Source organism: Salmonella sp. SJTUF14076, from assembly GCF_015534835.1.
Classification (GTDB): domain Bacteria; phylum Pseudomonadota; class Gammaproteobacteria; order Enterobacterales; family Enterobacteriaceae; genus Salmonella; species Salmonella enterica.
The window spans coordinates 1,639,363-1,663,677 of sequence record NZ_CP064674.1 but is presented as its reverse complement, the minus strand read 5'-3'; the positions used below and the strand labels follow the sequence as shown (position 1 = coordinate 1,663,677).

Genomic DNA, 24,315 nt, shown 5'->3' with positions numbered 1-24,315 from the left:
GAGAAACAAGCGACAGGTATGGTAACTCATCGTCAGCGCTACCGTGAAAAAGTCTCCCAGATGGTTAGCTGGGGGCACTGGTTCGCTCTGTTCAATATACTGTTGGCTACGTTGCTCGGCAGCCGTTACCTGTTTGTCGCCGACTGGCCGACAACGCTTGCGGGTCGCATATACTCCTACCTGAGCATTGTCGGGCACTTTAGCTTTCTGGTGTTCGCCACCTATTTGCTTATTCTTTTTCCGCTCACGTTTATCGTGATGTCCCAGCGGCTGATGCGGTTTTTATCAGCCATTCTGGCGACCGCGGGTATGACGTTGTTGCTTATCGACAGCGAAGTCTTTACCCGTTTTCACCTGCATCTTAATCCCATTGTCTGGGAGCTGGTCATCAACCCTGACCAGAACGAAATGGCGCGCGACTGGCAGCTTATGTTTATTAGCGTGCCGGTTATCTTATTGATTGAGATGCTATTTGCGACATGGAGTTGGCAAAAGCTGCGCAGTCTCACGCGCCGTCGCCATTTCGCAAGGCCGCTTGCGGCATTCTTTTTCGTCTCCTTTATCGCATCGCATCTTATCTACATCTGGGCAGACGCTAATTTTTACCGGCCGATTACCATGCAGCGGGCAAACCTGCCGCTCTCTTATCCGATGACGGCGCGACGTTTTCTTGAAAAACACGGTCTGCTGGATGCGCAGGAATATCAGCGCCGTCTGGTAGAGCAAGGCAATCCGGAAGCGGTCTCCGTTCAGTACCCGCTCAGCAATTTGCACTATCGCGATATGGGCACCGGTCAGAATGTGCTGCTCATTACCGTAGACGGCCTGAACTATTCTCGCTTTGAGAAGCAGATGCCGGAGCTGGCTACATTTGCCGAGCAAAACATCGACTTCACCCGTCATATGAGTTCAGGGAATACCACTGATAACGGTATTTTCGGCCTGTTCTATGGCATATCGCCAGGCTATATGGATGGCGTGTTATCCACCAGAACGCCTGCGGCGCTCATTACCGCGTTGAATCAGCAAGGCTACCAACTGGGACTGTTTTCTTCGGATGGCTTCGCCAGCCCGCTTTATCGTCAGGCATTACTGTCCGATTTCTCGATGCCGGCAGCGCAAACGCAGTCTGATGCGCAAACGGCCAGCCAGTGGATAGACTGGCTTGGGCGCTACGCACAGGAAGATAACCGCTGGTTCTCATGGATATCGTTTAACGGTACTAATATTGATGACAGTAACCAGAAAAATTTTGTTAAGCGTTACGCCAGTGCCGCCAGCGACGTGGATGCGCAAATCAATCGGGTTCTGAACGCGCTGCGAGAGGCCGGTAAATTCGACAATACTGTCGTGATCATTACCGCAGGACGCGGCATACCGTTGACGCCGGAAGAAAATCGCTTCGACTGGTCGCAAGGTCATCTGCAAGTACCGCTGGTGATCCACTGGCCGGGGACGCCTGCGCAGCGTATTAATGTGCTTACCGATCATACCGATGTGATGACCACGTTGATGCAACGCCTGTTACATGTCAGCACGCCAGCGAACGAATATTCACAGGGCCAGGACATCTTTACCGTTCCACGTCGCCATAACTGGGTAACGGCGGCAGACGGCAGTACGCTGGCAATCACGACGCCGCAAATGACCCTGGTGCTCAATAATAACGGTCATTATCAGACCTATGACTTACACGGCGAGAAGATCAAAGATCAGAAGCCGCAGCTCAGTCTGCTGCTGCAAGTGCTAACAGAAGAGAAACGTTTTATCGCTAACTGATTAATTATAAATCAGTTAGCACCGTTTTCCCTTGCATTCGCGTTGGAAAGAGGTAGTATTAGCACCCACAAGTCGGCACGTAGCGCAGCCTGGTAGCGCACCGTCATGGGGTGTCGGGGGTCGGAGGTTCAAATCCTCTCGTGCCGACCAATCAAATTTTTTGAACTAGTCGTAGTCGTTCGTACTCGTTCATAAACCCCACAAAAACAGCGAGTTGTAAGACTCGCTGTTTTTTTATTGTTCGTTCGTAGTCGTTCATAGTTGTTCGCTTGCATCCGCAGTTTTTAGGCATATATTTGGGCTATCGAGATCTTTGGCGTTATCCCGACATGCCCAAAGTGGCATTTTCCTCAATAAATACATTGTTTTATAGAGGGCAGTGCAATGCAAAACCCTCGGCCCTTAAGCAATATAGAAATCAAAAATGCCCGCCCTTCCGCTAAACCACACGTACTTTATGATGGTGATGGGCTGGAACTAAAAATCACTCCGCAAGGCTCAAAGTTGTGGCTGTTTCGCTACTACCATCCCCACTCGCACAAATGACGAACCATGAGTATTGGCCCTTACCCCGCTGTTTCTCTCGGTTACGCCCGCGAGATCCGCGATAAAGCCAAAAAACGCTGGCGCGATCCATTAACCAAAAAATACCTCAACCTCAATAAATTAGTTGATCTACTCAATGCAAAAGCTGAACATCTTATGGCCAAAGACAGCTCTCTAAGACTGAAAGTGATAGGTCTCGATCTGACCGCACCTTATCTTTCACCAGCACATTAAGAGCTCATTTCAACCCCTTTCATTACATTATCCAGGGGCTGAGATCGCAGAAAATGGAAATGATATGATCACTCTATCTAAAGCATAAAGCAGCAAGATTATGGTGTATGGAAATTATGGCCTTTCCGCTGCTTTTAACCAATCGGCTATCTCCTTAACCCCCAAAGAAAGTAGCGTATCTTGTATCGCCACAACGCGTTGTAGCATTGAACCACGATCAGACTCCTCACGTTCTTCTGCTTCCGCAAAAAGCCTGGTCATCAATTGGGTGAGATTATCATTATGATCATATAAGCGTTGTTTGCTATGATCTACATAGGCTAAGTAGATTTCTGTCGCAGCTAAAGCGTATTCTGGGTCTTGTAGCGAAATTACATTAAGCCATTCGATAAACCCGAAGAAACGAGGATGTTTCTTCTCACCATCGCCAGCGTTTTCAAATACTGAAAAACAACGACTGAGCAATCCTATCGGAACAAAAACGACTTCACCTTTATAGTGGAAAATGCGAGCCATCTCACCCGCTACTCCCAGGGCATGGCGGCCATCAGCATTTAAACCCGCCTTAATACCCGCAAAGCACTGTTCCCTTTGCTGTCGCATGTTTTCAGCGTTTGTCCAGACGGTGGTTGCGCCATGCCAGGCTTCTGTAGTGTCCAGAGCATTCAAGTCGTTTAGAAATTCATTAAACTCAACGTGTTGAGTCATGGCTGCTAAAGCCGAAATGCGTCCCCAAGTTTCCAAATCTTTACCACGCCCTTCACAGCGAAGGCGCGCTAATAAAGGCTCCACGACATCAAAATGTCTGTGGTATGCATAATAAAGGCATCGCTCAGCAATTTTCCAAAGTCCATCTGCATCCTGCATGACGAGGTGGAATAAATCCCAACCGAAATCGAAAGATTTGCTTTGCAAATAGGGTAAGCGGCGTAAGATCATGGCGCGAACCGCCGGATGTTTGTCACGGGCGAAACGGCGCAATGTAGGTGCCAGCAGCTCAGGGAATTCGTTGTCCTGCGCTAGAAAATTATCTGCGAGAATCATCAAAGCTTCGGCTACGGCACCTTTTGCCATATTGAGTCCTAAGCCAAGTAAACCGACAGAGTCACCCTTGATTGGATCCTCTTCCTGAAACCCAACGAAATCTATGGCTAAAAATAAAAGCTGCTCTGCTTTTCGTGGGTCATGTATGACATGCGAGCATGCTTCAAGGGCTTTAGCCGTAGAGCGTCGATGCCTCCAGTACCTTGGGTGTCTTTCCAGTTCATCAAGGATCCGGTTTGCCAGGAGGGAAGCATCAGGTTCTTCGAGCGGATTCCATGTTTCGTCAGCCTTCAAGTTGCCATAGCGATGGGCCAGATATGTGGAAACCCCACTCATGACATCATCACGAAAACTTTCAGGTATGTCCGTCCAGTGATTAGATAATAAGCCCAAAAATCGGGAAGGATGACGAGAGGAGGCCTCTCGTAATTGCCAGCCCACCTCACGCTCACCGCCGACCAAAAAATCATTCCAATCCCAACCAGAATGGCCCTCATAATGCGCCAGTAATTTCAACACTCCGTCGTCATTGATGCCAAGAAATAGCTCAAATGAGAATGGCGCTCTAACAATGCCACCATGAGAATGAATTTTAGGCTGACGGATCAATACTCCTGCTTTTTTCTCATAGGTATCCAACACCGCCTGCGCTTCGAGTGAACGCAGGTGGCAAGGAATCGACACAATCACTTCGGCTTGCGATTTCATCACCCTTAAATCATTACTATCGGCAACATCTTTCCACATATTTAAAATGCTAGCCATCACAGCATCTTGTTTGGGGGAAGGAAGAAATGTGAATATTGACTGTATCAAACCACCTAATTCAAAAGAAAGTTCAAACTCCAGCATACTGCGGTCACACAACATGCGGCCTATCAGGTCAATATTGGCTTCTGGCGATTGGGTACAGGCAAGTATACCAAAATAGAGCAACGCGCCTTCATGATGGAAACAAAGGCGTTCACAGTTTTTTTGCCACCAGTTTGAGTGTATTTTTGCGTTGTAAAGAATACCAGCTTCAACTGCGTCAAAAAGAATATTCATACTGTCCACATGATGTATATCCCGCTGACTATGAACATTTTCATATGACGTTTCCCCCAGGAAACCATAACGATAACTTATACGGGTTGCGCCATATTGTGATTCTTGGGTATAACTCCAATATTCTATTGCTTCTACAGCTAAATCCAGCAAAGCACTGGATTGCACCATCCGTTGTTGGAGAAAATTTTCATTTTTACTCCCAAATTCATGGGGTTGGCAACGCAGCTTATTATCGAATCTATTTTGCAGTATATCCTCACCTGTAAGGCCATCCGTAATATAACGCCAAAGTAACGTATCTCCTATCACACCAGCAGCCACGCAATTAGCAATGACCTCCCCAAGAGGGCTGTAATCCGATAGTGGCGTATCAAGTAATCGCATAAGCAATGGAACAACTACTGATAAATTTTCAGCCTTAATGACTGAGAGATGCATTGCTATCTGATCCGCAATTCCATTGCTATCAAACCAGTTCAGCGTAAGCGCTTCTATCCAGAATGATACCACGCCAGCAGTATCAATATTGCTCCATTGGGCAATACGATGAACATGCATCGCCACGCCTTCAGCATCCCGGGTCGCTTTTAAATAGGGAACCAAATTATTGATCCAGAAACGATGCCACTCAATCGATCCGCCTGCGACATAAACTACCTGAAAAACTTCACGGTTTTTTTCTCGCAGTTCTCGTATCAATAACCAGTCTTCATTCTGCGGTTTTTGTTCAGCAAACGATTCTGCTACCAGACGTCTGATATGGAAGGCCGCATTACCCGTCAATACGGTTCTAAGTTGTTTTCTGTACTCGCGGCGCTCACCCAGAGCCAACTGAGCGATAAAACTTCGGATGCTGGGACGAACAAATGGAACAGGTGGTAAATCGCGTATGAATTCGTTCAATGTGACACCATTACGAATGGCTCGACTTATGACAAGCACATCCAGAAGGGTTTGATGACCAAAGGTCAGCTTCCCATCCTGAGTTTCCTGCAATACATTGAGGCTACAAAGTTTTCGCTGAATGTCTGGAGAAGCAGTAAAGCGTTGATGCGGTACTACCAGGCTTCGCATTTTCAGCATTTCTGACGCAATAGCTTCAATCGCTTGTATCGCATTATCCCCTAAGTCGCTATCAGCAAGCACAATAGTATCCAGATAACGTTGCGCCAGTGCCTGACTGGTCACTACGTTGAAACTGCCGTCTCTTCGGGCCAGTTCAACAAATAGTGCCAATTCACGCGGATTGCGAATCAGCTCGCGCGTATCAGCATCGATAGCGGCTGTCGCAATCCCTAGCGTATCAAGCAATGGCACAATTTCATTATTCCAGTCCAGTGGCTGGCACTTTAATTCACAATCCCAATGCCGTTCGGCAATCCGTCTGTCGTAATGTTTGTCAAAGTCGCGACAGGCGGTAACAACTGTGATATTGGGGATCAACAGCAGACGATCGATCTGTGCAAGAAAATACTGCAGTACGCGATGTTCACGAGCAATGGACAATACATCTAAAGAATCAATAACGACTACCACATGAGCGTCTTCAGCCAGCCTTGCAGCTTTCTCAACCCACTGTTGCGATAGTCCCTGAACCTGACGCTCTTCTGACGTAGCCAGGTCAGCAAACTCACGTGATTGAATAAAGAGAGGTACAATATTTGAACAGGTTTTTACACGTTCTTCCAATGCCTCCTGCAATGCAAGCATTACACATGTTTTCCCAGAACCAGGGAGACCTGTAAGCAGGATAGATCTTTTTCGCACATCAATGGCGGCAAGAATCTCATTCACAATTGGGCTGGTAATACGCAGCCCCGCAATGTCTCGACGCCAAGACCTACCAATAGCAGAAGTACTGGAAAAAGAATGGCGTATCCCTACAAGATCCATGGGAGGAGCCAGTGTTGACCCAGACTGTTGGATAATGTTCCGAAGATCGTGTTTGGTTAGGCGATGCTGAACCGCTGTAGATGATCTACTGCCATCCATGCGTGCGCCTAGTTGGTCGAGTTTCATCCAGAGAGCATTGAAGGCAGAGTCAGTATTGCTCACCAAGTTTCGTAAACGTTCGCGTAACAATGCTTCCATCCGATCTAAATCGTCGCTGGCACGAAATTGGTTCGACTCAGGAATTCAAAAGTTGAAAGGCTGGGGGCAATTTTTGCCAGTTGTTTTGACAAGGCGTCATCCAGCAACCGCTGCGCCTTACCTAAACTTTGTTGGTAACTGCCTTCGTCTGGTTGAGATGAACTGTGCTCTTTAAGTTTTGCAAGGTCGCCAAAGTTATTTCGGGAATAGAATCGGACATTCACCTTTGGGTTCTCAGCCAGTAGAAGGGAGGCTTTATCTAGTTCATCTCCAAGGTCAGCTATCGTCCAAGCCTTGAAATCGGTTTGATTCTTTTTGCACTGACAAGCGATTATATTTCCGTCGATTTTGCCAATAACTACATCATCAACGAGATAACTTATCGAGTCGATTTCAATCCATTGAAAATCCTGGTCGGATAGTACTGTCAACGCCCAATCAAAGGCTACCAGTGTCTGGTAACCATCTCCACGATTGGAACGTATGCCTGCAATACTCATCAACTTTTCTCCCTTCGGGAGGGCATTTCTTCCCTCATCCACACTAACATTAGCAGCGCCAATATTTTTGATTATGATATGCGCCCAAGATAGGCTGCGCTAGTGCGTTAAAAATTAAGCGATTGCGCTTTGTATCATTGAAGGTCTGCTTTAGCAAAGAAGTAGTGGATCAGTAATTACATACACCTTATCAGTCAGTTAATGTAACAACCGCACAATGAGGAAACTACCATGACAACACACTTGCAAAAAATTTTTCAAACTTCTGACACGTTAGCAGATAAAAACATTTACTATGTTGGAAGAAGCCTGCTGCAATATCCTTGATTACATCAAAATACTTATAACAGCAAGCTGTCGACATGGTACGAATGACCGGATGTCACGAATAAGGAAAACACCAATTCGTTACATTTCCCCCGGTTCATCACCACCATAAGGCTCGATCAAAACAATGCCAAGTTGATCCGCCTCCTCCTCAATCAACGCCAGAATACTCTCTGACGCCAGAACAGGCTCAGACTCCGTTTCAACCGTCAGTTGTTCCGGCGTTACCCGATCGCCAAATAACATCAGAGCTGTGCCGCCATGTTGCCGAGATGACCACTGCAACCCGTGCGCATCCGGGTGCGCGTTATAGATAGCGACAGAATATTCCTGCGTGAATACATACTGCTCTGCCGGAGAATCAAGAAGCTCCGATCGCTTCACGCCCATCTTCCGTAACGTTTTAGGATTCAAATCGACCAAGTTCAGATCCAGAACAGGCTTAACGACGGAATGCACCTTTCCTTCCAGCCTGCCTAAATCAAAAGGAACGCCAGCAGAATCTACGGGCAGATCGTGAAAAAGGGTTTCCATAATCACCACGCCGGTGCTGACGCCGCCATACAGCGTCGGCACGCCATTGCTCATTGGGCTGAAACGAGCGCTTCCCAGACCTGGATTAAACTGCGTCGCGGTGAATCTGGATGAATGGATCCGGTAAATCGGTTTTCCGGCAGCCCAGCTCGCAAAATTAGCGGTAAGGTTTTCCTTCGGGGCCGGTACTTTTCGTTCAATCAGCCCCTTATCATCAGGATCATCCATGCGCCCCTCCATCCAGCTCGGCCTGCGCCGCCTGCAGCACCTGACCTGGCATTGTTTTCAGTACATCTTTTGGCTTTTTACCTCCCAGCCAGCTATTTGCCGAACCGAACCAGATGGCCAGTCCCCAGGGCGTTTTTTTCTCGCCAAATACGGAGATAATCTGTTTAACGACGGGCACAGGACGATAGCCTTCATCCAGAGCATATCCCGGATATTTGTCTTTTCCATTAATCTGTATAGCAAATATCCGCCCGGCAGACTTCCAGCGATTAGGCCCGGCGCTGGGGTTGGTGTTTTTGAACTGCGCTTTCTCTGAGAGCTCTTTTGCTGACAGCCACTCAGAATCAGCAAGAATGCGGGTATTAAGCGCTTCACGACGCTGCGCATTACGTTCTGCTCGCCCCTGCTTATCGGCTTGAGTCACGGCTTCACCCGCCGATTTCACTACTTTCGGTGCGCCTGCTGCTTTCCGTGCCCTTACGCCAGGGACCACAATCCCCATTGAGGCGATAACCGCATTTACCGCAGCATTCATCGCAACTTTAAGAGTTTCGTCAAACCCTGTATGACGTTCGCTGATGCTCCCTAAATCAATGACCAAATACTCCGAATCAGCGCGCGTAGTCAGAGTATGCAGTTCATCGCCGTTGACGGTTTTAATGTCAAAGAAGGATTCGTCACGGCGCACGGTGTTACCTTTCACTGCCATCATCCCCTCCTCATTATGGATATATTGGTTATATTCATTATATAACGGCAGATAGGATTGTCACCTGATATGAACAAAATTTGCTCTTTTACCGCTAACAGAGGAGTTGACAAGAGGTGGGCAGTGCTGTGCGTGGCAGCATGGAATTAACAGGCCGCAAATAAGCGATGAACATCACAAATTCACCAAGCGATCCTTACAGGCTAATTTTTAGGCAAATCGCCATTCTCTGAACAGAACAAATTGCTTGTAAAACTAGCAGGTTAGAGCACTAGTTCCGCTCCTCTCGTGCCGACCAAAATTCCCCTTAAAAACCAGCCTCTCAGGGCTGGTTTTTTTATGCCTACAATTAAAAAGTTAGCTGATGCCAGAGACGTTATTTTGCATGAACTGATTTTGCATAAACTGATCGGACACCTTTCCCGTGCAGTGGTCAACGTAAAGTCAATGCAGGCAAATAACGTAAACCATTTTTGTACTAAAACAGAAAAAGCGCATCTACACCCTATGCTGGAAGAAATGTTTGCAGTGGCAGGTAAATGAGTAAGCAATCTGTCGCAGCAATAATAAAACGTTCTGGTAAGGTAAACGGCCTACCACGCCTTTGTCGCTAACAATTAGCCTCCCTGTCGCCATAGGGTCGATAACGATCGGCTATTCACAACACGTTTTGTAGACAACGTACGGTGATTAATTACTCCTTCAGCCAGCAACTCGCTAATTGTTATTCAACTTCAGAAATTATAACTAATTGAAGCACCTACAAAATTATGCCCTGAATTTTTATCCGTAAGTGATCCATTCGAGAAATGCCGGATATAAGCTTCTGTAGAAAAAGCCCCAAAGTTCCAGCCAAGAAACGCTTTTTCTCCAAAGGTAAATGCAGAATTGACACGCATATCATCTCGCGACTTAGATTTTATATAAGCCCCCAGACCAATACCAGTATAGATACCAGCGAAATGAACCAGCGCCACATCCTTCGAGATACCCAATACGCCCTGGTTATATTTATTGCAGGGAACGCTGCCAGAATGTTTACTGCAATCATCGCTACCCTTAGCCTTAAATCCTCCTAACTCCAGATTATTTCTTGCCTGTAAAAAGAAAAAATCGCTGGGTTCACTGTATGTCAGAAAAGCCGTATATAAGTGCTCAACCCCTCCTCTTCTTATACTTTCTCCCGCAGCAAAAGAGATCTGATGCTTGTTGCCCTTGCCAAAAAAAACATTATCATTAGCAGAACATGCGAATGCACAAGGTAATAATAGATATATAAATATTCTCTTCATATACACTCCACCACCATTTCAATGTCAATAGTTATTTTTAACCGGCTAACATATTTAAAATTTTCTACGCCACGCTTACGCTCACAGAAACGGCTGATATAGCATCCACACTACGTTCTCCCCTTGAGTCGCCCCAACGGGTGCTCAAAACGCCGCGAGTGTTGTTCAGGCACATCCAGGATAAGTTATAAGTGAATGACACTCATTTCTGACCACATTTTCATTTATGATAAGAATATCGTCAGAATCTCTTTATCGCATAAAAATACCTCTGCTATTGACTTAATATTTAATTTAACAGATGTCGCGGTTTATTCGTTCTGCTCAGATGTATATCATTGACATTAATAAAACCATAAATAAATTCAGTTAAAATAATTTGTTAATAATGACAAGCTTTAGACGCTATGACTTTTAATAAGGAATTTCCTGCCAGTAAAGATAGTCTGGACTTACGGGTGCAAGGGCGCAGCAACATATGCCACACTTCTGTTATGTCACATTGTCCGAAAAAAGCGTCCAGACCAGTATTCAACTTCAGGGAGTATTCTGTTTTCTCTCACAACGGGTTGTTTTATCCTTTCTATCGTTCAGCTAATTACTCGCCTGTCACAGGTTTTACTACTTACCCATGCACTAATTAGGGTAAAATTTACGCGCTTGACAATGTGGCAAATCTGGACGATTTCCGCGCTGAAAACAATAATCATTCTAATAAAACTCAGGAGATACAGCATGCCTGAAGTAACACCTTTTCAGGTGCTTATTGTGGACGACCATCCACTTATGCGGCGAGGTATTCGTCAATTACTGGAACTGGACCCGGCTTTTCATGTCGTTGCCGAAGCGGGTGACGGGGCGAGTGCGATCGATCTGGCGAATCGCATTGAGCCCGATCTGATCCTGCTGGATCTGAATATGAAAGGTCTGAGCGGGTTAGATACCCTGAACGCGCTACGCCGGGATGGTGTGACGGCGCAAATTATTATTCTTACCGTCTCGGATTCCGCTAGCGACATCTACGCGCTGATCGACGCCGGCGCCGACGGTTATCTGCTCAAAGATAGCGATCCGGAGGTGCTGCTGGAGGCCATTCGCAAAGGCGCTAACGGCGGTAAAGTCTTTAGCGATCGGGTCAATGAATATCTGCGTGAGCGCGAACGGTTTGGCGCGCAGGAAGATCCCTTTAGTATCCTGACCGAACGAGAGTTAGATGTCTTGCATGAGCTGGCGCAGGGGCTTTCTAACAAACAGATTGCGTCAGTACTGAATATTTCTGAGCAGACGGTTAAGGTGCACATTCGTAATCTACTTCGCAAGCTAAACGTGCGCTCGCGCGTCGCGGCGACCATTCTATTTTTACAAACACGCGGAATGCAGTAACAAGCCAGGCCCGATGGCGCCGCGCCACCGGGCCGTCAGGGTCTTATTTCTCCTGCGCCAGCCGGATACTGCGCTCTATCACCGCCCGCCGGGCGTCACCCGCCGGCAGTAACTTCAGCATCATCTCCCAGGCCGCCACCGCCTCGCCAAAGCGCTGCTGCTCAAAGGCGTTAAACGCATACAGGCTTAACACCCGGATATCCGTGTGGTCGCGGCTCACCAGCTGACGCAGCAGCTCCCCGCCGCGGCGGTTATCCTCCGGGTCGGACGAGCGCGTCAGCGCCTCCGCGTAGCCCAGCGCCGCATCGCGGTTTTTCGGGTCCAGACGGTAAGCGTTCGCATACGCCCCGGTGGCGGTACCGGCATTACCCAGTACCATACCGGTGCGCCCCAGCATGAGCCAGCCCTCAACATTGCCGGCATCATTCTGCAGGCGGGTGCGCAGCCCCAGCGCCAGCCGCGCCATCTCCTCCTCATTCAGCGGCTGCGCCTGCGGATCCAGCGCCCGCGCCAGCAGCCCGGGCGTCTGCGCCGTTGCCTGCTGCCAGGCCCTCACCTGCGGATAGCCACCGGTCAGGGCGTAGCTGCCGGCGCCGACCGCCAGCGCAATGACGGCCCCCGGCACGTAAACGCCCCACCCGGCGCGCGCGCCGCAAACCGGGGTGTCCGCCGGCAGCGGCTCCCGGCGCAGGCGCACCCGCCGGCGCGTCCGGGCGACGATTATCCACCCGCCCGCCACGATGGCGGCCAGCGGCAGCACCCACAGCAGCACCGTCAGCGGGGTCAGCGGCGGGTCGTAGGTGACGAAGTTGCCGTAGCGCGCCACCATGTAATCGATGATTTCCTGGCGGCTCTTCCCCTCCTGCATCAGGTCATACACCCTGCGGCGCATGTCGGTGGCTATCATCGCGTTCGAGTCCGCAATGCTGTTGTTCTGGCATTTCGGGCAGCGCAGCTGCTCCGTGAGCTGGCGGAACTGCTGCTCCTGCGCTTCATCTTTAAACGGCATCACGTCGGTGGTCGCCCGCGCTGACCCGGAGATAACCAGCACCAGCATCAGCATCACCATGCCCGGTAACAGTCTCATTGCGCCGCCTCCCGGCTGTATCTGTCCCACAGCGGTTTCAGTTCACTTTCCCATACCCGGGCATTCAAATCGCCCGCATGGCGGTAGCGGATAATCCCCCTGCCGTCGATGAGGAAGGTTTCCGGCGCGCCGTACACGCCCAGGTCCAGCCCCAGCATCCCGTCGCTGTCCGATAAACTCAGCGCATACGGGTTGCCCAGTTCTTTTAACCAGGCCACCGCCTTCGCCCGGTCGTCCTTATAGTTCAGCCCGACCACCCGGATACCCTGCGCAGAAAGCTGGTTCAGGTACTGATGTTCGGCGCGGCAGGTCGGGCACCAGGTGGCCCAGACGTTAAGCAGCACCGGTTTCCCCTGCGTCAGCACCTCCGCCTCATAGTACTGACCCGGTGTCTCCAGCGATTCCAGGCGGAACGCCGGCACCGGCTTCCCGGTCAGCGCCGATTCGAGATTCGTCGGGTCATCCCCCTGCGCGTTGCGCGCCAGCTGCCACAGCAGCGCCGCGGCAATCAGCAGAAAAATCAGCAGCGGTAATAACAGTACGTTGCGTTTCATCCGGCCTCCGGCAATGGTTTACGGCGGCGGTAGCGCGGGTCCGCCAGGCACAGCAGCCCGCCCAGCGCCATCAGCAGCCCCCCGGCCCATATCCAGCGGACAAACGGTTTGTAGTACAGGCGCACGGCCCACGCGCCGTTGTCCAGCTCCTCCCCGAGCGCGGCGTACAGGTCGCGGGTCAGCCCGCCGTCAATCGCCGCCTCGGTCATCACCATCCGGCTGGTGTTGTAGAGCCGTTTCTCCGCGTGCAGCACCGCCTCCGGCTCGCCGTGGCGCGTCACCCCGATGAGGGCCACCCCGCCGCGGTAGTTGGGCCCGGTGATGTCCCGCACCTCCCGGAAGGTGAAGCGGTAGTCGTGAATGGTCACGCTGTCGCCCGCCCGCATCCGCACGTCACGCTCCACGCTGTAATTCTGGCTGAAGGCGATGCCGGTAATCGTCACCGCCAGCCCGAGGTGCGCCGCCACCATTCCCCAGTAGCTGAGAGAGGTTTTCGTGCCGCGGGACACGCGCTGTACGGCTTCGGCCACCGCCAGCACCGCAATCCAGCAGGCCATCGCCATCCCCACCGCCGTCATGGCGATGATTCTATCTTCCAGCAGCCATGGCAAAAGTACCGACAGCACCAGGGTGGAGACCAGGGCGGTGAGCAGCAGTTTCCTGATGTTACGCGGCCGGTCCCGGCCCCAGCGCACCAGCGGCCCCACCCCCAGCAGCAGGGCAAAGGGGACCATCAGCCAGGTGAACATGGTGTTAAAGAACGGCTCCCCCACCGAAATGCTGCCCAGCCCCAGCTGTTTGTGCACCAGCGGCAGCAGGGTGCCCAGCAGCACCACCAGCATGGCGGCCATCAGCAGGACGTTGTTGCCGAGCAGCAGCGACTCGCGCGACCACAGCGCGTTGTTCACCCGCGAACGCACCCTGTGCCCGCGCACGGCGAACAGCAGCAGCGAGCCGCCGGTGACCAGCACCATAAAGGCGAGGATAAACATTCCGCGCGCCGGGTCGGAGGCGAAGGCGTGCACCGACACCAGCACCCCGGAGCGCACCAGGAAGGTGCCCAGCAGGCACAGCGAGAAGGCGCAGATGGACAGCAGCAGCGTCCACGCCTTGAAGCCGGCGCGCTGTTCGGTGACCGCCAGCGAGTGCAGCAGGGCGGTACCCGCCAGCCACGGCATAAAGGAGGCGTTCTCCACCGGGTCCCAGAACCACCAGCCGCCCCAGCCCAGCTCGTAGTAGGCCCACGCCGAGCCGAGCACGATGCCCAGCGTCAGGAACACCCACGCCGCCAGCGTCCACGGGCGGGCAAAACGGGTGAACGCGCTGTCCAGACGCCCGCTCAGCAGCGCGGCGATGGCGAAGGCGAAGGCCACCGAGAAGCCGACATAGCCCATGTACAGCAGCGGCGGGTGGAAAATCAGCCCCGGGTCCTGCAGCAGCGGGTTCAGGTCGCGCCCCTCCACCGGAAAGGCCGGCAGCGTGCGGGCGAACGGGCCGGAGGTGAACAAGATGAACGCCAGAAAACCGGCGCAGACCATCCCCATCACCGCCAGCACCCGGGCGACGATATCCGCCGGCACCCGCCGGCTGAACACCGCCACCGCCAGGGTCCAGCCGCTCATCAGCAGCACCCACAGCAGCAGCGAGCCCTCGTGCGCCCCCCAGGTGGCGGCCACCCGGTACCACACCGGCAGCTGCGTGTTCGAGTTGCCGGCGACATAGGCCACGGTGAAGTCGTTAACCACAAAGGCGTGCACCAGCACGAAAAACGCGCCCGCCACGCAGATGAACAGCAGCCAGGCGAACACCCCGGCCGACGCCATCATCCGCGCGTCGCCGCGCGCCACGCCCCACTGCGGGTAAACGGACAGCAGCAGCGCCACGCCGAGCGCCAGGCACAGCAGCGCGTGGCCGTATTCAGGCATCATGATGAGGTGTCCTTATCAGCGCGTTGCGGGCGGCGGTGGTTTTCCTGCATCGCCTTTTCCACTTCCGGCGGGGTGTAGTTCTCGTCATGTTTGGCCAGCACCTCGTGCGCCAGGACGTGGTTGCCCTTCTCCAGGGTGCCCTGCACCACCACCCCCTGCCCCTCGCGGAACAGGTCCGGCAGTATCCCCTCATAGCTCACCGTCACCGACCCTTCGGCGTCGTAGAGGCTGAAGTTCACCTTCAGCGAGTCCGGGTCGCGCCTGACGCTGCCGGGCATCACCATCCCGCCGACGCGCAGGCGCTGGCCCACCGCCGGCAGCTGCTGCGTCTCGCGCTTGCCGTAGAGGATTTCGCCGGGGGTATAGAACAGGTCGATATTCGCGCGCAGCGCGTACAGGACCAGGGCGGTAGTCAGCGCCAGGCCCGCCAGCACCGCGCAGACCACCCATAGCCGGTTTTTACGTCGCAGGTTCACGCGGCCTCCTGTTGCGCCTGTGCGGCACGCATCCGCGCCTCGCGCGCCCGCTGCTGCGCCACGCCGCGCAGAATGGCCCGGCGCTGCAGCACCGTGTGCAGCGCCAGCAGCGCCAGCGGCGCCACGGTCATCGCCACCGCCAGCCAGACAAAAAAGGCGTACCCGCCCATGGCGAAAAAATCGCTCCACGATGAAAATGCCGGACTCACCGGTGCCCCCTTTTCAGTATCAGTTCGCTCACCCACGGGCGGCGTTTTTCCATCAGTAAAATCAGGTTGCGCATCCGCATCAGCGACAGCGTCATAAAGAGCAGCAGGAAGCCGGCGATGGCCCAGCGCAGCGGCGAGCGCATCGCCGGGTCGATACTCTGCTGCATCCGCGTCGAGCCCTGGTGCAGGGTGTTCCACCACTCGACGGAATAGTGGATAACCGGCAGGTTCACCACGCCGACCAGCACCAGAATGCCCGCCGCGCGCCCGGCCATTTTACGGTCGTCAAAGGCGTGCCACAGGGCGATGACCCCGGCGTAGAGAAACAGCAGCACCAGCTCCGAGGTCAGGCGCGCGTCCCACACCCACCAGGTGCCCCACATCGGTTTGCCCCACGCCGCGCCGGTGACCAGCGCGATGAAGGTGTACACCGCCCCCACCGGCGCCATCGCCGCGACGGCAAGGCTGGCCATTTTCATCTGCCAGACCAGCCCGGTGAACGCCGCCACCGCCATCGCCGCATAGATACCCATCGACCAGATGGCCGCCGGGACATGCAGGTACATAATGCGGTAGCTCTCCCCCTGCTGGTAGTCCGCCGGGGCGAAACCAAAGCCCCGGACCCAGCCGGTGGCCAGCGCGATGATGCCGGCCGCCGCCAGCCACGGCACAAGCCTGCCGCAAATCTGATACAGCCGTGGCGGCGCCGCCAGCTGATGAAGGGTTTTCCACATAGTCGTCACCTGACCTCCTGAAACCATAAAATGTCCGTCGTGCCGGGGCGCTACTGCACGCTGATGCGCAGCGCCGCCGCGGTGGCGAACGGGCTTAACGTCGCGCTGCCCGCCAGCAGCGCTCCCAGCACCGCCAGATAGCCGTCAGCGGGTAAATGCATCGATGCCGCGTCCATCGCCGCGGCGGCGAAAATCAGCACCGGGACACTCAGCGGCAGCACCAGAATGCCCAGCAGGACGCCGCCGCGCCGCAGCCCGGCCGTCAGCGCAACGCCCGGCGCGGCGAGAAACCCCAGCGCCGGCGTGCCGAGCAGCAGCGTCAGCGCCATGATTTTCCAGCCGTACACGTCCATCCCCAGCAGCAGCGCCACCAGCGGGGAGAGCATAATCAGCGGCAGGCCGGTCACCGCCCAGTGGGCCAGCACCTTCGCCAGCACCACCGCCGGCAGCGGCACCGGCAGCAGCATCAGCTGCTCCAGGCTGCCGTCCTGCAGGTCGTCGCGAAACAGCCGCTCCAGCGCCAGCAGCGAGGCCAGCAGCGCCGCCACCTGGATGATGCCCGGCGCGATACGCGCCAGCAGCTGCGGCTGCGGCCCGACGCTTAACGGAAACAGGGTGATGACCATCAGGAAGAACCACAGCGGGCCGGCGATGTCCGCGCCGTGGCGGAACGCCACGCGCAGTTCGAGACAGAAGACACGCCACATCACAGCCCTGCCTCCCCGCCGGTCAGCGCCAGGCGGCGGACGGTGTCCGCGGTCCCCGGCAGCGGCTGGTGGGTGGTGAGAATGACCATCCCGCCCTGCGCCGTGTGCTCCGCCATCCGCCGGGTGAGGCGCACCACGCCGTTAACGTCAATGGCGGTGAACGGCTCGTCGAGCACCCACAGCGCGGCGCGGGTCAGCCACAGGCGGGCCAGCGCCACCCGGCGCTGCTGCCCGGCCGAGAGCCGGGCGACCGGCACGTCCTCAAATCCCGCCAGCCCGGCCTGCGCCAGCGCCTCCGGGAGGCGCGCGCCGTCGCCGGGGTGGAAGAAGTGCAGGTTCTCCCGCGCCGTCAGGCGGGTTTTTATCCCCGGCTGGTGCCCTATCCACAGCAGGCTGCGATGGAAGCTGTCGCGCACGCGGCGCAGGGGCTCGCCCTGCCAGTACACCTCCCCGCCGTCCGGGCGCGCCAGCCCGGTCAGCAGGCGCAGCAGGGTGGTTTTTCCGGCGCCGTTGCCGCCGGTGACCTGCACCCACTCCCCGGCCTCCACGGTGAACGACAGCCCGCGAAACAGCGTCCTCTCGTCCCGCTCGCAGTACAGATCTCTGGCTTCAAGCATTCCCACTCATCAACGTCCTGTCAGAAACCTGGTTTAACATCACGCATATCCGGCAGTTTATGCGCGATCCCTTTGTGGCAATCGATACAGGTCTGTCCGTCTTTTACCGCCTGATCGTGCATTTTCGCCGCGACGCCTTTTTGCGCGGTCAGATCCATAAAGTCGAAATTGTGGCAGTTACGGCATTCCTGCGAGTTGTTGTCTTTCATGCGCCGCCACTCATTTTGTGCCATTGTCAGGCGATGAGCTTCAAATTTCTGCGGTGTATCTATCAGCCCAAATACCTTCGCGTACAGTTCTTTACTGGCTTTGATCTTACGGATCATCTTCGGCCCCCACTCATGCGGCACATGGCAGTCAGGACAGGTGGCGCGAACGCCGCTACGGTTGTTGTAGTGGACGGTTTCCATATACTCCTCATACACCGTGTTGCGCATTTCATGGCAGCTAATACAAAACTCTTCGGTGTTAGCCTTTTCCATTCCGGTATTGAAGCCGCCCCAGAAGATGATGCCGCCGATAAAACCGATTAACAGCAGCGTCCCCAGCGCCAGGCGGCTGGGGCTGCGCCACCATCGCCAGACGCGCTTTATCCAGCCGGGTTTACGGTTAGAATTTTCCATAATGACCTCTTATTTCCCGTAACCTTGCGAGGGGGTAAAGGTATTGTCGATAATCGGCGCGGTATCAGACTGCGGTACGTGGCACTGCAGGCAGAAATAACGACGCGGCGCGACGTTGCCCGACACTTTACCGTCGCTGTCCATAAAGTGCGTCGGACTGATACGCGGCGCGCCCGTCGTACGATAACTTTCCACGCCGTGGCATTGCAGACAGCGGTTGGTATTGGTCGTCACCTGGTAGCCCTCGACGCTGTGCGGGATCATCGGCGGCTGGTTGACGTAATTTAGCGGCATACGTTCCTGCTCTTTCGGCATACGAATCGCCCCTTCCTGCGTCCCGGATACTTCCGGCGACTGGCTCAGATCCACTCCGTTTGCCGCCCAAACCGCACCACTTACCACCAGGGCAAGCGTGGCCATCCATTGACACAGCGCTTTCATCAGGTCATGGCTTTTCATTGTTTCGCTCCCGAACTCCATCGCATTTACACTTCATCCTTCGAGCTGCCTCTTTGTTGGCTGCGCTCCAAAATCCCAGTCACATCGTTATCTATGCTCCTGGGGATTTCCTCGCTTACCGCCGCGATGCATCCCGAATGATGTTGTGTATCGTTATTGTAAAAACATCCTCAGAACAGACATCCACGCAGCGACCGCAGGTCATGCAGTCGCGGTGAGTGACCTGCGCCGGGCTTTGCTCATCCAGCACCGGCGCACGTAGCACATGCGGTTCCGGGCAAACATGAAAACAATCCATACAGCGATTACATTTCTCACGTTTTTTGGCCGTCACGGTCACTACGCCTTTACTGCCCAACACGCCATACAGCGCGCCCATCGGGCAAATATGCCCGCACCAACCGTGCTCAACGACTAATAAATCAAATAAAAACAAAGCAATAATCAGCAACGCGCCACTACTAAATCCCATAATCAGACTACGACCTAACAGCGACACGGGATTAATCCATTCCCACAGCAGCGTGCCGGTCAAGGCCGAACCGATTAACACCACCACCAGAAGGACGTACCGTATATGGCGTGGAATCGTCGCAGACTGGTTCAGGTCAAATTTCCTGCGCATCCAGTTAGCCAAATCGGTAACGGGGTTTAGCGGGCAAACCCAACTGCAAAATAATCGCTTTCCCGCCAGCGCATACAGCACAGCGATAATCACTGCTCCCGTCAGCGCCACGGTAGCGGGAAGATGTCCACTGGCGAGACTTTCCAGGGTAATCAGCGGATCGGTCAACGGGAGGGTATCGAACAGCAAACTACTGCTGTAGTTGCCATGCAAAACCCAAAAGCCCAGCCACGGGCCGCTGAGAAACATCCCCAGCACCATAAACTGGCTGATACGGCGTAACACCAGCCAGCGGTGGCTACGCCACCAGCCTTTTTTCGCCCGCGCTTCTCGCCCGGCGTCGCGTTTACGATTTGCCATCTTTCCCCTCCAGCCAGCCGAAGCGGTAATGGTGTCCTAACTCCCCTTTCGCCAATGACAACGGCAACACTTTTATCGCTGGTTGCTCCAGTACGCAGACTTTTTCGCATTTGCCGCAGCCGGTACAGGCGTCGCTGTGTACGGTGGGCAGAAAGCGCGCATGTTTGCCGGTGCGCATGTTGCGATCCAGCTCCAGCGTGATGGCCTCATCGATTTTCGGGCATTCGCGGTAGCAAACGTCGCAGCGCAGCCCCTGAAAGTTGAGGCAGTTTTCCTGATCCAGCAGCACCGCCAGCCCCATACGCGAGTCATCAATGGAGGCGATATCTTTATTCAGCGCCCCGCTGGGGCAGACTTTGGCGCACGGAATGTCTTCACACATTTCGCAGGGGATGTCGCGAGCGACGAAATAGGGCGTGCCTGCCGATAGCCCGGAGGCCAGCGTCGCCAGTTTTAGCGTGTCGTATGGACACGCCTGAACGCACTGCCCGCAGCGCACACAGGCGCTGGCGAAGACATTTTCATTCAGCGCGCCAGGCGGACGCAGCCGCACGCCCGATGCGCGCGCGGTTTGCTGTTGCAAGCCCAGCGCCACGCCAACCGCCGCCAGCCCGCCCGCAGTGCGCACAACATCACGCAGAAAGCGGCGGCGGCCATTTTGGGGTTTCGCTGTACGGGACATAACGCGTTACACCTTCGCCAGCTTAACGGCGCACTTCTTGAAGTCCGTCTCTTTAGAGAGCGGGTCCGTCGCATCCAGCGTCAGGTTGTTCACTAGCTGAGCGGCATCGAAGAACGGCATATACACCAGTCCCTGCGGCGGACGGTTACGTCCACGCGTTTCGACAATCGAAATCACTTCGCCGCGGCGGGATGACACTTTAACCTTATCCCCACGACGCAGATCGCGCGCTTTCGCATCCAGCGGGTGAATAAAGACCACTGCTTCCGGGAAGGCGCGATGCAATTCAGGCACGCGGCGCGTCATACTGCCGGTATGCCAGTGTTCCAGCACGCGACCGGTGGAAAGCCACAGATCGTACTCGTTGTCCGGCGACTCCGCCGCGGGTTCAAATGGCAGCGCGAAGATCACCGCTTTGCCATCCGGTTTACCGTAGAATTTGTACCCTTCCCCCGCTTTTACATACGGGTCGTTGCCTTCGCTGTAACGCCATTGCGTCTCTTTGCCTTCGACGACCGGCCAGCGCAGACCGCGCGCGTTGTGGTAATCGTCGAACGGCGCCAGATCGTGCCCGTGGCCACGTCCAAACCAGGCGTATTCTTCAAATAGCCCTTTTTGCAGATAGAAGCCCAGCTCACGAGACTCATCGTTTAACTGATCCTCTTTCAACTCGCTCAACGGGAATTTGCTGACCGCCGGCGTGGCGAACAGAACGTCATACAGCGTTTTGCCGCGCAGCTCCGGCTTCTGGGCCAGCAACGCCTCCGGCCAGACCTCCTCGGTTTTAAAACGACGGGAGAACTGCACCAGTTGCCAGAGGTCGGATTTGGCTTCGCCCGGCGCTTTAATTTGCTGACGCCAGAACTGCGTGCGGCGTTCGGCGTTGCCGTAAGCGCCTTCTTTCTCAACCCACATGGCGGTCGGCAGGATCAGATCAGCAGACAGCGCGCTCACCGTCGGGTAAGGATCGGAGACAATGATAAAGTTACGCGGATCGCGCCAGCCCGGCATCCGATCTTCATTGATGTTCGGCCCGGCCTGCATATTGTTATTACACATTACCCAGTAGACGTTCAGCTTGCCGTCTTTCAACGCGCGATCCTGCGCCACCGCGTGTAAACCCACTTTTGCCGGGATAGTGCCAGCGGGGATCTGCCAGTGTTTTTCGCAGATATCACGGTGTTTTTCGTTCGTCACGACCATGTCTGCGGGCAGACGGTGTGAGAAGGTTCCCACTTCACGCGCCGTACCGCAGGCGGAAGGCTGGCCGGTCAGCGAGAAAGGACCGCAGCCAGGCTGGGAGATTTTTCCGGTCAGCAGATGCAGGTTGTAAACCAGGTTATTCGCCCACACGCCGCGGGTATGCTGGTTAAAACCCATCGTCCAGTAAGAGATCACGCGCTTATTCGGATCGGCGTAGAGCTGCGCCAACTGTTCCAGTTGATCTTTCGGCACGCCGGTCATTTCAGCAGTCTTGTCCAGCGTATATTCCGCCACGAAAGCTTTATACTCGTCGAAGCTCATCGGCTCGGAAGCGTCGGAGCCCGGATTCTTCGCCGCCTTTTCCAGCGGGTGCGTCGGGCGTAAGCCGTAGCCGATATCCGTCGCCCCTTTACGCAGATTCACATGCTTTGTGAAGAAATCCTGATTTACCGCGTTGTTCTGAATAATGTAATTCGCAATATAGTTAAGGATCACCAGGTCGCTTTGCGGGGTAAAGACAATACCGTTGTCCGCCAGTTCAAAGCTGCGGTGCTGGAAGGTGGAGAGGACGGCAACCTTCACGTTCGGGTCGGACAAACGGCGGTTAGTGATGCGCGACCATAAAATCGGGTGCATCTCCGCCATGTTGGAACCCCACAGCACAAACGCATCGGCCTGCTCAATATCGTCGTAGCAGCCCATCGGTTCATCCATGCCAAAGGTGCGCATAAAGCCCACCACCGCCGAGGCCATGCAGTGACGCGCGTTCGGGTCGATGTTGTTAGAGCGGAAACCAGCCTTGAACAGTTTCGCGGCGGCATAGCCTTCCCAGATGGTCCATTGACCCGATCCAAACATGCCGATCGCTTCTGGTCCTTTCTCTTTCAGGGCGGTTTTAAACTTCTCCTCCATCACATCGAAGGCCTGTTCCCAGCTCACCGGCGTAAACTCGCCGTCTTTGTGATAGCTGCCGTCTTTCATGCGCAGCATCGGCTGCGTCAGACGATCTTTACCGTACATGATTTTGGGCAGGAAGTAGCCTTTAATGCAGTTCAGACCACGGTTGACCGGCGCGTCGGGGTCGCCCTGGCAGGCGACCACACGGCCCTGCTGCGTTCCCACCAACACACCGCAACCCGTTCCGCAAAAACGGCACGGCGCTTTATCCCATTTGATGGCTTCCTGCTGCCCGACAACGGCGCGGGCGACGCCCGGCACGCTCAGACCGGCAGCCGCCGCAGCGGCCGCAACGGCGTTAGCTTTCATAAAGCTACGACGACTGAGTTTCATGGTGTTTCCTCACCTTGCTCATCCTGCTGGTGATAAACCAGCGACACCGCCAGTACGCCCTCGACATTGCGTACTGACTCAATTGTTTGCATCAGCGTTTCACTCTGATCTGCTTCCGCCACCACGATCAGCTGCCCGCTTTCAACGTCGCTTAACGCGACTTCGCAACCCGGCAACGTGTTCAACTGTGTGCCAATGGCGGCGATGTTCTGACTTTTGGCCTGCACGACCAGGCTACAGACCTGCCAGTTAGTGCGCATGGTGGTTCTCCGCTTTGATGGCTGACACGGGACAGATAGCCACACACGCCCCGCATCCGTTACAGGCCTGCGAGTCAAGCTGCGGCTGGTAAATGCCGGATAGCGTGGGACGAAAGGTAATGGCCATAGGTTCACAACTGTCCTGGCAGCGATGGCATTCAACCGATTGCCTGGCGAGGCAGTTTTCCGTGAGCGTAAAAATCAGATCCCAGGCCCTGGTGTGGCGCGGAAGAAAAAGCGATTCAGTACAGGCCTGCGCACAGGCATAACAAAAGCTGCACTCGCCCCGTTTGAAATCTACGCTCGGATATCCCCCCGCCCCTCGCTGCAGGATGTCGGCCTCACACGCCTGGATACAGGCGTCGCAACGCAGACAATGTGCGAGAAAATAGGTCGTTTCTCTGGCCCACGGCGGAAGAATCCCATTGCTGGCGTTGCGCCAACTGCCGGTCAACATGCTTCGACGGGATAAATCAACCATGATATCGCCCTTCCATAACGACACGCTTCCATAGGGAGTGAATGCCAATAAAAACCGTACAATTTATGAGTAGTTATTTTTGTAAATAAGATATTTCAGGATGTGTAAGAGATGCATACCCCGATAGAGGTAAATGCTGTTGCCGGATCAAAAGAGTGCCGGGTAAAGACCCGTAAACGTGCTTTTTCTCACATTTCAATGAGTTATATAGATATTTATATAACGAAAACCACTAATAGCTGATAATTTCATTTACATTATCAATATCAGAATATTCCACTATATAAAAAGACGCTATTTTAT

Annotated in this window: 25 protein-coding genes, 1 tRNA gene and 1 pseudogene; 7 read left to right on the top strand and 20 right to left on the bottom strand. The window is 54.4% G+C overall.

Going from position 1 to position 24,315, the window contains the following annotated elements; genetic code table 11:
* Nucleotides 1–18 precede the first annotated feature (18 nt).
* From yejM to HU143_RS07935, 4 genes are all read left to right on the top strand, one after another.
* Nucleotides 19–1,779 carry an LPS biosynthesis-modulating metalloenzyme YejM gene (gene yejM, locus HU143_RS07945; protein ID WP_000256150.1) on the top strand — a complete coding sequence of 587 codons (1,761 nt, stop codon included), beginning with the start codon at nt 19–21 and terminating at the stop codon, nt 1,777–1,779.
* A 73-nt stretch (nt 1,780–1,852) separates the two neighbouring features.
* A tRNA-Pro gene (locus HU143_RS07940) sits at nt 1,853–1,929 on the top strand.
* A 234-nt stretch (nt 1,930–2,163) separates the two neighbouring features.
* Nucleotides 2,164–2,325, top strand: a complete 162-nt coding sequence (locus tag HU143_RS24815) for an integrase arm-type DNA-binding domain-containing protein (protein WP_353846976.1) — start codon at nt 2,164–2,166, stop codon at nt 2,323–2,325.
* A 6-nt stretch (nt 2,326–2,331) separates the two neighbouring features.
* A complete protein-coding gene (locus HU143_RS07935) occupies nt 2,332–2,559 on the top strand; it encodes an Arm DNA-binding domain-containing protein (RefSeq protein ID WP_023227107.1) in 228 nt (75 codons plus the stop codon).
* A 114-nt stretch (nt 2,560–2,673) separates the two neighbouring features.
* Here the strand turns inward: HU143_RS07935 and HU143_RS07930 are convergent, their stop codons facing one another.
* From HU143_RS07930 to HU143_RS07920, 4 genes are all read right to left on the bottom strand, one after another.
* Nucleotides 2,674–6,744, bottom strand: coding sequence for an AAA family ATPase (locus HU143_RS07930; protein ID WP_223541551.1), 4,071 nt, complete (start codon nt 6,742–6,744; stop codon nt 2,674–2,676).
* Between the two features lie 5 nt (nt 6,745–6,749).
* Nucleotides 6,750–7,244, bottom strand: a complete 495-nt coding sequence (locus HU143_RS24475) for a hypothetical protein (protein WP_181143423.1) — start codon at nt 7,242–7,244, stop codon at nt 6,750–6,752.
* Between the two features lie 408 nt (nt 7,245–7,652).
* Entirely contained in the window at nt 7,653–8,333 is a 681-nt protein-coding gene (locus tag HU143_RS07925; RefSeq protein ID WP_000342600.1) for an RES family NAD+ phosphorylase, read from the bottom strand.
* Nucleotides 8,326–9,045, bottom strand: a complete 720-nt coding sequence (locus HU143_RS07920; RefSeq protein WP_223228908.1) for an MbcA/ParS/Xre antitoxin family protein — start codon at nt 9,043–9,045, stop codon at nt 8,326–8,328. Before HU143_RS07920 ends, HU143_RS07925 begins: the two co-directional genes overlap by 8 nt.
* 265 nt (nt 9,046–9,310) lie before the next feature.
* Here HU143_RS07920 and HU143_RS24470 point away from each other — a divergent pair.
* Together HU143_RS24470 and HU143_RS07915 are read left to right on the top strand one after the other, a co-directional pair.
* A pseudogene (locus HU143_RS24470) lies at nt 9,311–9,388 on the top strand (hypothetical protein); the annotation flags it as partial.
* On the top strand, nt 9,382–9,585 hold the full coding sequence (locus tag HU143_RS07915) for a DinI-like family protein (protein ID WP_023227109.1): 204 nt from the start codon (nt 9,382–9,384) through the stop codon (nt 9,583–9,585). The pseudogene HU143_RS24470 and the gene HU143_RS07915, both read left to right, overlap by 7 nt.
* A gap of 191 nt (nt 9,586–9,776) precedes the next feature.
* Here HU143_RS07915 and pagL read toward each other — a convergent pair whose 3' ends face one another.
* Nucleotides 9,777–10,340, bottom strand: a complete 564-nt coding sequence (pagL, locus tag HU143_RS07910; RefSeq protein WP_000281877.1) for a lipid A 3-O-deacylase PagL — start codon at nt 10,338–10,340, stop codon at nt 9,777–9,779.
* A gap of 729 nt (nt 10,341–11,069) precedes the next feature.
* Here pagL and narP point away from each other — a divergent pair.
* On the top strand, nt 11,070–11,717 hold the full coding sequence (narP, locus tag HU143_RS07905; RefSeq protein WP_001115498.1) for a nitrate/nitrite response regulator protein NarP: 648 nt from the start codon (nt 11,070–11,072) through the stop codon (nt 11,715–11,717).
* A 43-nt stretch (nt 11,718–11,760) separates the two neighbouring features.
* Here the strand turns inward: narP and HU143_RS07900 are convergent, their stop codons facing one another.
* From HU143_RS07900 to napF, 15 genes are all read right to left on the bottom strand, one after another.
* A complete protein-coding gene (locus HU143_RS07900) occupies nt 11,761–12,804 on the bottom strand; it encodes a cytochrome c-type biogenesis protein CcmH (RefSeq protein WP_023227703.1) in 1,044 nt (347 codons plus the stop codon).
* Nucleotides 12,801–13,358 carry a thiol:disulfide interchange protein DsbE gene (dsbE, locus tag HU143_RS07895; protein ID WP_000828293.1) on the bottom strand — a complete coding sequence of 186 codons (558 nt, stop codon included), beginning with the start codon at nt 13,356–13,358 and terminating at the stop codon, nt 12,801–12,803. The genes HU143_RS07900 and dsbE overlap by 4 nt, the downstream gene beginning before the upstream one ends.
* Nucleotides 13,355–15,286 (bottom strand): heme lyase CcmF/NrfE family subunit, encoded by a 1,932-nt coding sequence (locus HU143_RS07890; protein ID WP_023227704.1) that lies wholly within the window; start codon nt 15,284–15,286, stop codon nt 13,355–13,357. The genes dsbE and HU143_RS07890 overlap by 4 nt, the downstream gene beginning before the upstream one ends.
* Nucleotides 15,283–15,762: a cytochrome c maturation protein CcmE gene (ccmE, locus tag HU143_RS07885; RefSeq protein ID WP_001053607.1), complete on the bottom strand. Its 480-nt coding sequence runs from the start codon at nt 15,760–15,762 to the stop codon at nt 15,283–15,285. The genes HU143_RS07890 and ccmE overlap by 4 nt, the downstream gene beginning before the upstream one ends.
* A complete protein-coding gene (ccmD, locus tag HU143_RS07880; protein WP_000074110.1) occupies nt 15,759–15,971 on the bottom strand; it encodes a heme exporter protein CcmD in 213 nt (70 codons plus the stop codon). The genes ccmE and ccmD overlap by 4 nt, the downstream gene beginning before the upstream one ends.
* On the bottom strand, nt 15,968–16,705 hold the full coding sequence (locus tag HU143_RS07875; protein WP_000266003.1) for a heme ABC transporter permease: 738 nt from the start codon (nt 16,703–16,705) through the stop codon (nt 15,968–15,970). Before HU143_RS07875 ends, ccmD begins: the two co-directional genes overlap by 4 nt.
* A gap of 50 nt (nt 16,706–16,755) precedes the next feature.
* Entirely contained in the window at nt 16,756–17,415 is a 660-nt protein-coding gene (ccmB, locus tag HU143_RS07870) for a heme exporter protein CcmB (protein ID WP_023226629.1), read from the bottom strand.
* Nucleotides 17,412–18,029: a cytochrome c biogenesis heme-transporting ATPase CcmA gene (gene ccmA, locus HU143_RS07865; protein ID WP_064441671.1), complete on the bottom strand. Its 618-nt coding sequence runs from the start codon at nt 18,027–18,029 to the stop codon at nt 17,412–17,414. The genes ccmB and ccmA overlap by 4 nt, the downstream gene beginning before the upstream one ends.
* Before the next feature lie 20 nt (nt 18,030–18,049).
* Nucleotides 18,050–18,652 (bottom strand): cytochrome c-type protein NapC, encoded by a 603-nt coding sequence (napC, locus tag HU143_RS07860; RefSeq protein ID WP_000431778.1) that lies wholly within the window; start codon nt 18,650–18,652, stop codon nt 18,050–18,052.
* A 9-nt stretch (nt 18,653–18,661) separates the two neighbouring features.
* On the bottom strand, nt 18,662–19,111 hold the full coding sequence (napB, locus tag HU143_RS07855) for a nitrate reductase cytochrome c-type subunit (RefSeq protein WP_000835182.1): 450 nt from the start codon (nt 19,109–19,111) through the stop codon (nt 18,662–18,664).
* 115 nt (nt 19,112–19,226) lie between these two features.
* Nucleotides 19,227–20,096: a quinol dehydrogenase ferredoxin subunit NapH gene (gene napH / locus HU143_RS07850; protein ID WP_000013528.1), complete on the bottom strand. Its 870-nt coding sequence runs from the start codon at nt 20,094–20,096 to the stop codon at nt 19,227–19,229.
* Nucleotides 20,083–20,778 (bottom strand): ferredoxin-type protein NapG, encoded by a 696-nt coding sequence (gene napG / locus HU143_RS07845; protein WP_000091673.1) that lies wholly within the window; start codon nt 20,776–20,778, stop codon nt 20,083–20,085. The genes napH and napG overlap by 14 nt, the downstream gene beginning before the upstream one ends.
* Before the next feature lie 6 nt (nt 20,779–20,784).
* Nucleotides 20,785–23,271: a nitrate reductase catalytic subunit NapA gene (gene napA, locus HU143_RS07840; RefSeq protein ID WP_000778090.1), complete on the bottom strand. Its 2,487-nt coding sequence runs from the start codon at nt 23,269–23,271 to the stop codon at nt 20,785–20,787.
* On the bottom strand, nt 23,268–23,531 hold the full coding sequence (gene napD, locus HU143_RS07835) for a chaperone NapD (protein WP_001260058.1): 264 nt from the start codon (nt 23,529–23,531) through the stop codon (nt 23,268–23,270). Before napD ends, napA begins: the two co-directional genes overlap by 4 nt.
* Nucleotides 23,521–24,012 (bottom strand): ferredoxin-type protein NapF, encoded by a 492-nt coding sequence (gene napF / locus HU143_RS07830; RefSeq protein ID WP_000228069.1) that lies wholly within the window; start codon nt 24,010–24,012, stop codon nt 23,521–23,523. The genes napD and napF overlap by 11 nt, the downstream gene beginning before the upstream one ends.
* Nucleotides 24,013–24,315 lie beyond the last annotated feature (303 nt).

Bases quoted from the DNA above. Each gene is read 5' to 3' on its own strand.
- yejM (WP_000256150.1), top strand. From the start codon at position 19: ATGGTAACTCATCGTCAGCGCTACCGTGAAAAAGTCTCCCAGATGGTT.
- HU143_RS24815 (WP_353846976.1), top strand. From the start codon at position 2,164: ATGCAAAACCCTCGGCCCTTAAGCAATATAGAAATCAAAAATGCCCGC.
- HU143_RS07935 (WP_023227107.1), top strand. From the start codon at position 2,332: ATGAGTATTGGCCCTTACCCCGCTGTTTCTCTCGGTTACGCCCGCGAG.
- HU143_RS07930 (WP_223541551.1), bottom strand. From the start codon at position 6,744: ATGGAAGCATTGTTACGCGAACGTTTACGAAACTTGGTGAGCAATACT.
- HU143_RS24475 (WP_181143423.1), bottom strand. From the start codon at position 7,244: ATGAGTATTGCAGGCATACGTTCCAATCGTGGAGATGGTTACCAGACA.
- HU143_RS07925 (WP_000342600.1), bottom strand. From the start codon at position 8,333: ATGGATGATCCTGATGATAAGGGGCTGATTGAACGAAAAGTACCGGCC.
- HU143_RS07920 (WP_223228908.1), bottom strand. From the start codon at position 9,045: ATGATGGCAGTGAAAGGTAACACCGTGCGCCGTGACGAATCCTTCTTT.
- HU143_RS07915 (WP_023227109.1), top strand. From the start codon at position 9,382: ATGCCTACAATTAAAAAGTTAGCTGATGCCAGAGACGTTATTTTGCAT.
- narP (WP_001115498.1), top strand. From the start codon at position 11,070: ATGCCTGAAGTAACACCTTTTCAGGTGCTTATTGTGGACGACCATCCA.
- HU143_RS07900 (WP_023227703.1), bottom strand. From the start codon at position 12,804: ATGAGACTGTTACCGGGCATGGTGATGCTGATGCTGGTGCTGGTTATC.
- dsbE (WP_000828293.1), bottom strand. From the start codon at position 13,358: ATGAAACGCAACGTACTGTTATTACCGCTGCTGATTTTTCTGCTGATT.
- HU143_RS07890 (WP_023227704.1), bottom strand. From the start codon at position 15,286: ATGATGCCTGAATACGGCCACGCGCTGCTGTGCCTGGCGCTCGGCGTG.
- HU143_RS07875 (WP_000266003.1), bottom strand. From the start codon at position 16,705: ATGTGGAAAACCCTTCATCAGCTGGCGGCGCCGCCACGGCTGTATCAG.
- ccmA (WP_064441671.1), bottom strand. From the start codon at position 18,029: ATGCTTGAAGCCAGAGATCTGTACTGCGAGCGGGACGAGAGGACGCTG.
- napC (WP_000431778.1), bottom strand. From the start codon at position 18,652: ATGGAAAATTCTAACCGTAAACCCGGCTGGATAAAGCGCGTCTGGCGA.
- napB (WP_000835182.1), bottom strand. From the start codon at position 19,111: ATGAAAAGCCATGACCTGATGAAAGCGCTGTGTCAATGGATGGCCACG.
- napH (WP_000013528.1), bottom strand. From the start codon at position 20,096: ATGGCAAATCGTAAACGCGACGCCGGGCGAGAAGCGCGGGCGAAAAAA.
- napG (WP_000091673.1), bottom strand. From the start codon at position 20,778: ATGTCCCGTACAGCGAAACCCCAAAATGGCCGCCGCCGCTTTCTGCGT.
- napA (WP_000778090.1), bottom strand. From the start codon at position 23,271: ATGAAACTCAGTCGTCGTAGCTTTATGAAAGCTAACGCCGTTGCGGCC.
- napD (WP_001260058.1), bottom strand. From the start codon at position 23,531: ATGCGCACTAACTGGCAGGTCTGTAGCCTGGTCGTGCAGGCCAAAAGT.
- napF (WP_000228069.1), bottom strand. From the start codon at position 24,012: ATGGTTGATTTATCCCGTCGAAGCATGTTGACCGGCAGTTGGCGCAAC.